At 64.7% G+C, this 7,908-nt stretch carries 5 protein-coding genes; 4 read left to right on the forward strand and 1 reads right to left on the reverse strand.

Translation table 11 applies throughout. The features are described from left to right. Together AXW67_RS35685 and AXW67_RS35690 are read left to right on the forward strand one after the other, a co-directional pair. Nucleotides 1-630: 3-deoxy-manno-octulosonate cytidylyltransferase (locus AXW67_RS35685; RefSeq protein ID WP_245315822.1), on the forward strand; the 630-nt coding region annotated here is incomplete at its 5' end. A gap of 21 nt (nt 631-651) precedes the next feature. Next, a complete protein-coding gene (locus tag AXW67_RS35690; RefSeq protein ID WP_063681683.1) occupies nt 652-1,509 on the forward strand; it encodes a prephenate dehydratase in 858 nt (285 codons plus the stop codon). Between the two features lie 109 nt (nt 1,510-1,618). On the opposite strand, the gene AXW67_RS35695 is transcribed toward AXW67_RS35690, so the two are convergent. Next, entirely contained in the window at nt 1,619-2,638 is a 1,020-nt protein-coding gene (locus AXW67_RS35695) for an LLM class flavin-dependent oxidoreductase (RefSeq protein WP_063681684.1), read from the reverse strand. 389 nt (nt 2,639-3,027) lie between these two features. Here AXW67_RS35695 and metF point away from each other — a divergent pair, with 389 nt between their 5' ends. Both metF and metH read left to right on the forward strand, forming a co-directional pair. Then, a complete protein-coding gene (gene metF / locus AXW67_RS35700) occupies nt 3,028-3,951 on the forward strand; it encodes a methylenetetrahydrofolate reductase [NAD(P)H] (RefSeq protein ID WP_027555830.1) in 924 nt (307 codons plus the stop codon). Between the two features lie 6 nt (nt 3,952-3,957). Further along, nucleotides 3,958-7,818, forward strand: a complete 3,861-nt coding sequence (gene metH / locus AXW67_RS35705; protein ID WP_063681685.1) for a methionine synthase — start codon at nt 3,958-3,960, stop codon at nt 7,816-7,818. Nucleotides 7,819-7,908: the final 90 nt, after the last annotated feature.

Consider the following 7,908-nt stretch of genomic DNA (forward strand, 5'->3'; position numbering starts at 1 on the left):
CGGCGGGCCGAAGCCGCCGGGATCGGCCGGGTGGCGGTTGCAACCGACACCGAGGAAATCGCCTCCATCGTGACCGCCCATGGCGGCGAGGCCGTGATGACCCGCCCGACACACCCCTCCGGCTCCGACCGCATCCACGAGGCGATGCAGAAGCTCGATCCAGAGGGGAAAGCCGAGATCGTGATCAATCTGCAGGGCGATTTCCCGACGATTGCGCCCGAGAGCATCCGCGAGGTGCTGCCGCCTTTCACTGATCCCGCGGTCGACATCGTGACGCTGGCCTCAGAGATCCACACCGAAGAGGAACACCTCGCCCCAAGCGTCGTGAAGGCCGTCGGCTCCCACATCGGTCCGCGACGCATGCGAGCGCTCTATTTTACCCGCGCCACCGCCCCCTACGGCGACGGACCGCGCTACCACCATATCGGCCTCTACGCCTATCGCCGCGCCGCGCTGGAACGATTCGTATCGCTGCCGCGCTCCCCCCTGGAAGTTCAGGAAAGTCTGGAGCAGCTCCGGGCCATCGAGGCCGGCATGCGGATCGACATCGTGATCGTCGACAGCGTGCCTCGCGGCGTGGACACGCCGCCGGACCTCGAAACCGCCCGCAGCATCCTTTCCAAATCCTGAGCCGCTGTTAGAAGACCAGTTATGAGCAAGCTGAAAATCGCGTTCCAGGGCGAGCCTGGGGCCAATTCCCACATCGCCATCGTCGAGGCCTATCCCGACGCCGAGCCGATGCCCTGCGCGACCTTCGAGGACGCGCTGTCGGCGATTTCGTCGGGCGAAGCCGACCTCGGCATGATCCCGATCGAGAATTCGGTGGCAGGCCGCGTCGCCGACATCCATCACCTCCTGCCGGCCTCCGGCCTGTTCATCATCGGCGAATGGTTCCTGCCGGTCCGCCACCAGCTGATGGCGGTGAAGGGGACCAAGCTCGAAGACATCAAGAGCGTCGAGAGCCATGTCCATGCGCTCGGCCAGTGCCGGCGCGTCATCCGCAAGCTCGGCATCAGGCCGATCGTGGCCGCCGACACCGCCGGCAGCGCCCGCGACATCTCCGAGCGCAAGGACAAGAGCGTCGCCGCGATCGCCTCGCGCCTGGCCGCTGAGATCTACGGCCTCGACATCCTCGCCGAGGACATCGAGGACGAGGCGCACAACACCACGCGCTTCGTCGTGCTGGCGCGCGAGCCGAAATGGGCCGCGCAAGGGTCCGGCCCGCTGGTCACCACTTTTGTATTCCGGGTGCGCAACCTGCCGGCCGCGCTCTACAAGGCGCTTGGCGGCTTTGCCACCAACGGCGTCAACATGACCAAGCTCGAAAGCTACATGGTCGACGGCAATTTCTTCGCCACGCAGTTCTATGCCGACGTCGACGGCCATCCCGACGACAAGGGCCTCGCCTTCGCGCTGGAGGAGCTGAAATTCTTCTCGCGCGAATTCCGCATCGTCGGGGTCTATCCGGGGCACCCGTTCCGCGCGACCTTCAGCGAGACGAGGGAATAGTCTCGTGTCCCGGACGCGCGAAGCGCGAGCCGGGACCCAGGGGCCGCGATGGGCCCCGGCTCAGCAGCGCATCATTTCATGCTGCGCTGCGTCCGGGGCACGGTAGATTTCACGCGGCTGCGGTTTTCTTTAACCCGAACGCCTCCGCCAGCAGCGCATACGACTTCTTCCGCGCCTCGTGGTCATAGACCGCGGTGATCACCATCAGCTCGTCCGGCTTGCTGGCATCGATCAGCGGCTTCAGCTTGTGCTGGACGGTTGCGGGATTGCCGACGAACAGGCGCGAGCGGTTACGGGCGATCGAGGCGCGATCGGCGTCCGTATAGGGATAGGCCAGCGCTTCCTCGACGCTCGGCAGCGGCAAGTACTGACCGCGATCACGGCGCAGGCGGTTGAGGTCGAAGGAGGTGGCGAGTTTCTCGGCCTCTTCATCGGTGTCCGCCGTGATGACGGCGACCGCAAGGATCGCATGCGGCGTCGGGCGCCAGGCCGAGGGCTGGAAACGGTTGCGGTAATGCACCATCGCGTCGATCGCATCATGCGACGCGAAGTGGTGGGCGAAGGCGAAGCCCATGCCGACCTGCGCGGCCAATTCCGAGGAATAGTCGCTGGAGCCGAGCAGCCAGATCGGCGGCAGGTGGGTGTCGTCGGGCATCGCGACGACGTTGTTGTAGGGATGACCTGAGGGGAATTCGCGGGTCTCCCACAGGATCAATTCGTGCAGCCGTTCCAGGAAATCGTCGCCCTCGCGCCGGTCGAGCCGGCTGCGCAGGGCGTAGGCCGTGGCACCGTCGGTGCCGGGGGCGCGGCCGAGGCCGAGATCGATGCGCCCGGGGAACAGCGCCTCCAGCATCTTGAAGCGTTCGGCGACCACCAGCGGCGCGTGGTTGGGCAGCATCACACCGCCGGAGCCGACGCGGATGTGTTTTGTCACCGCAGCGATCTGCCCGATCATGACGTCGGGCGCCGGGCTGGCGACGGACGCGAGGTTATGGTGCTCGGCAAGCCAGTAGCGGACGTAGCCGAGCCCATCGACATGGCGCGCCAGATCAATGCTGTTGCGCAGCGCTACAGCAGGTTTTGTGCCCGTGGTGACGACGGACAGGTCGAGAACGGAAAGCGGCATCATGGCCGGTTGAAGGTAGTGCGCTGCGCAGAGGCGGCAATGGCCCGTTGTAGCAGAGCTGAATTGTGCGGGTCGCGAGACGGGGGATGTCCGGTCGAAGGTCTGGTGGGATTTAGGTAAGCAAGATCACCCAATCTTCACATTGCCCACCCTTTTCATTCGAGCTGATTCGCGCTGAAAATACAATCATCTTATTGATATACAATGCATTTCTTTTTAATACACCACCGTCCCACTGCAGATCAAATCAGACGCTAAAGTACGCTATATTATGCATACAGTGGGCTATTTCCCATCCACGATGGGCTGTCGAGTGACGCTCGTTTGGCTTATCTTGCAGCCTTCCAACCAAACCTGCCGCAGTTGCGAAGAGATCTGGAGTGAGTGGGGCCATGACCGAGCCGACGACGACTGTCCAGGATAATGGGCAAAATGGGCACCTCGCCAAGCGGCCGGCGATCTCCTTCGAGTTCTTTCCGCCCAAGACCGAGGAGATGGAGCGCAATCTCTGGGAGACCATCAACCGCCTGGCCCCGCTCGAGCCGAAATTCGTCTCGGTGACCTATGGCGCCGGCGGCTCCACCCGTGAGCGCACCCACGCCACCATTTCGCGCATCCTCAAGGAGACCTCGCTGCTGCCGGCCGCGCACCTGACTTGCGTCGGCGCTTCCCGCGGCGAGATCGACGAGATCGTCGACCGCTACCACGAGGTCGGCGTCCGCCACATCGTGGCCTTGCGCGGCGATCCGCCCGGCGGCATCGGCACGCCCTACTCCACCCATCCCGATGGTTACCAGAGCTCGCCCGAGCTCATCGCCGGCATCAAGAAGCGGCATGCCGACATCGAGGTATCGGTCTCGGCATACCCTGAGAAGCACCCCGAGGCGCGCGATTTCGACGCCGATATCGACACGCTGAAGGCCAAGGTCGATGCGGGTGCGACCCGCGCCATCACGCAGGTCTTCTTCGATAACGATCTCTACTTCCGCTATCTCGATCGCGTGCGCGCCCGCGGCATCGATATCCCGATCGTGCCCGGCATCATGCCCATGCACAATTTCAAGCAGGCCCGCAATTTCGTCACCCGCGCCGGCACCAGCGTGCCGGACTGGCTCGCGGAGAAGTTCGACGGCCTCGACGATGATCCCGATACAAGGAAGCTCGTTGCCGCGACGGTTGCCGCCGGACAAGTCCACAAACTGGCAAAACACGGCGTCGACACCTTCCATTTCTACACCATGAACCGCGCCGATCTCGTGTTCGCGATCAGCCATTTGCTCGGCATTCGCGCCAAGAGCGCCCAGAAGGCTGCGTAGGATCAGATGACCGTACCCACTTCGCCCAAACGTAACGCCCTGCTCGCCGCCGCCCGCGAGCGCATCCTCGTCCTCGACGGCGCCATGGGCACGATGATCCAGGGCCTGCAGTTCGACGAAGCCGCCTTCCGCGGCGAGCGCTTCAAGAACTTCCACCGCGACCTCCGCGGCAACAACGACCTGTTGATCCTGACCCAGCCGCAGGCGATCGAGGACATCCACGCCGCTTACCTGCGCGCGGGCGCCGACATCGTCGCCACCAACACCTTCTCGACCACCTCGATCGCGCAGGCCGATTACGACCTCACCGACATCGTCTATGAGATGGCCCGTGAAGGCGCCCGCCTCGCCGGCAATGCCGCAAAACGCGTGGCCGCCGAAGACGGCAAGCCACGCTTCGTCGCCGGCGCCATCGGCCCGACCAACCGCACCGCCTCGATCTCGCCCGACGTCGCCAATCCCGGCTACCGCGCCGTCACCTTCGACGATTTGCGCGAATCCTATGGCGAGCAGATCAGGGGCCTGATCGACGGCGGCGTCGACCTCTTGCTGGTCGAGACCATCTTCGACACGCTGAACGCCAAGGCGGCGCTCTATGCCATCGCCGAGATCACGGAAGAACGCGGCATCGACGTGCCCGTGATGGTGTCCGGCACCATCACCGACAAGTCCGGCCGCCTGCTCTCCGGGCAAATGCCGGAAGCATTCTGGAATTCGGTGCGGCACGCCAAGCCCGTCACCATCGGCTTCAACTGCGCGCTCGGCGCGGAAGACCTGCGCGCACACATCGCCGATATCGGCCGCGTCGCGGGCACGCTTGTTTGTGCTTATCCCAATGCCGGCTTGCCCAACGAGTTCGGCCAGTACGACGAGACCCCGGACTACATGGCCCGCCTGATCGGCGAGTTCGCGCGCGACGGCCTCGTCAACATCGTCGGCGGCTGCTGCGGCACCACGCCGGACCATATCGCGGCGATCGCCGCGGCGGTGGCCCCGCACAAGCCACGCATCGTGCCCGAGATCGCGCCGCGCTTGAGGCTCTCCGGCCTCGAGCCGTTCGCGCTTACGGACGCGATCCCGTTCGTCAATGTCGGCGAGCGCACCAACGTCACGGGCTCGGCCCGCTTCCGCAAGCTGATCACCGCCGGCGACTACACGGCCGCGCTGCAGGTCGCGCGCGACCAGGTCGAGAACGGCGCGCAGATCATCGACGTCAACATGGACGAGGGCCTGCTCGACTCCGAAGCCGCGATGGTGACATTCCTCAATCTCGTCGCCGCCGAGCCCGACATCGCCCGCGTGCCCGTGATGGTCGATTCCTCGAAATTCTCGGTGATCGAGGCCGGCCTGAAATGCGTGCAGGGCAAGCCGGTCGTCAACTCGATCTCGATGAAGGAAGGTGAGGAGAAGTTCATCCACGAAGCGAAAGTTGCGCGGCGCCATGGCGCGGCTGTCGTCGTGATGGCTTTCGACGAGACCGGCCAGGCCGATACGTTCGCGCGCAAGACGGAGATCTGCAAACGCGCCTACGACATTCTCGTGCACCGCGTCGGCTTCCCGCCGGAAGACATCATCTTCGATCCGAATATTTTCGCGATCGCGACCGGCATCGAGGAACACAACAATTACGGCGTCGACTTCATCGAGGCGACGCGCTGGATCCGCCAGAACCTGCCCGGTGCGCATATCTCGGGCGGCGTTTCCAACCTGTCATTCTCGTTCCGCGGCAATGAGCCGGTGCGCGAGGCCATGCACTCGGTGTTCCTGTATCATGCCATCAAGGCCGGCATGGACATGGGCATCGTCAACGCCGGCCAGATGATCGTCTATGACGACATCGATCCGGAGCTGCGCCAGACCTGCGAGGACGTGGTGTTGAACCGCGATCCCGGCGCATCCGAACGCCTACTGGCGCTCGCCGAAAAATTCCGCGGCAAGAAGATCGAAAGCAAGGAAGCCGATCTCGCCTGGCGCGAATGGCCGGTGGAGAAGCGGCTCTCCCACGCGCTGGTGCACGGCATCACCGAATTCATCGAGCAGGATACCGAGGAGGCGCGGGCCGCCTCGTCGCGGCCGCTCGACGTCATCGAGGGACCGCTGATGGCCGGCATGAACGTGGTCGGCGACCTCTTCGGCGACGGCAAGATGTTCCTGCCGCAGGTGGTCAAATCCGCGCGCGTGATGAAGCAGGCAGTCGCCTATCTCATGCCGTTCATGGAAGAGGAGAAGGCGCGCAACCTCGCCAGCGGCATCGGCGGCGCCGCCAATTCGTCGGCCGGCAAGATCGTGCTCGCCACCGTCAAGGGCGACGTCCACGACATCGGCAAGAACATCGTCGGCATCGTGCTCCAGTGCAACAATTATGAGGTCATCGACCTCGGCGTGATGGTGCCGGCCGCCAAGATCGTCGAGACCGTGAAGGCGGAGAAGGCTGACATCGTCGGCCTGTCCGGCCTGATCACGCCCTCACTCGACGAGATGGCGTTCTTTGCCGGCGAATTGCAGCGCGAAGGCTTGAAGCTGCCGCTGCTGATCGGCGGCGCCACCACGAGCCGCGTGCATACGGCGGTGAAGATCGACCCGAGCTACCGGGCAGGTCCGGTGGTGCATGTCAACGACGCCAGCCGCGCCGTTGGCGTCGCCTCCTCCCTGCTCTCGCCCGAGAAGCGCGCGTCTTACGCCGCCGAGGTGCGCGCCGAATACGCCAAGATCTCCGAGGCGCATCTGCGCGCGCAGGCCGACAAGAAGCGCCTGAAGCTGGCCGATGCCCGCGCCAACCGCGTGCCGATCGATTTTGCCGCATCGAAGCCGGTGAAGCCGACCTTCCTCGGCACCAAGACGTTCGACGACTACGACCTCGCCGAGCTCGTCGACTGCATCGACTGGACGCCGTTCTTCCAGACCTGGGAGCTTGCGGGCCGTTTCCCCGCCATCCTCGACGACGCCAAGGTCGGCGAGGTCGCGCGTTCGCTCTATGACGATGCGCGCAAGATGCTCGACACCATCGTCAAGGAAAAATGGTTCCGGGCGCGCGCGACGATCGGCTTCTGGCCGGCGAATGCGCAGGGCGACGACATCGTACTCTACGCCGACGAGGGCCGGACCAAGACGATTGCGACGCTGCACACGCTGCGCCAGCAGCTCGAGAAGCGCGAGGGCCGCTTCAATGCGGCGCTCTCCGACTTCATCGCACCGGCCGGCACGGGCGTTCCCGATTATGTCGGCGGCTTCGTCGTCACCGCCGGCATCGGCGAGGACGCGGTTGCCGACCGCTTCAAGAAGGCCAATGACGACTATTCCTCGATCCTCTGCAAGGCCCTCGCCGATCGCCTGGCCGAAGCCTTTGCCGAGCGCATGCATGCCCGCGTGCGGCGCGAGTTCTGGGCCTATGCTCCGGACGAGGCGCTGTCCAACGACGAGCTGATCCTGGAGAAGTACCAGGGCATCCGTCCCGCTCCCGGCTACCCCGCGCAGCCCGATCACACCGAGAAGGCGATGCTGTTCGCGCTGCTCGACGCCGAGAACACGGCCGGCGTGAAGCTGACCGAGAGCTTTGCGATGTGGCCGGGATCTTCCGTGTCCGGGCTCTATTTCGCGAACCCCGAGAGCTATTATTTCGGCGTCGGCAAGATCGAGCGCGATCAGGTCGAGGATTACGCCGCGCGCAAGGGCATGGAGGTCGCCGAGGTCGAACGCTGGCTCGCGCCGGTGTTGAACTACATTCCGGCGCAGCAGAATGCGGCCAGGACCTCATTCGCGGCGACGCCCGCGAACGACGTGTCTTCGGACGATCTCGCCTCGCATCCTCCGGGCTGCACCTGCGCCGTCCACCTCGTGTGGCAGAAGAAGCGCGCGGGCGCGGGATAGGTCATCCTTCTCGCCATTGCCCTCACTTGCATGGCGACCGCATATGCGCTGGCTCTCGGGGCGCTGATGCTTCGCATCGTTATGGCCGGG

It is taken from the genome of Bradyrhizobium neotropicale, assembly GCF_001641695.1.
Classification (GTDB): Bacteria; Pseudomonadota; Alphaproteobacteria; order Rhizobiales; family Xanthobacteraceae; genus Bradyrhizobium; species Bradyrhizobium neotropicale.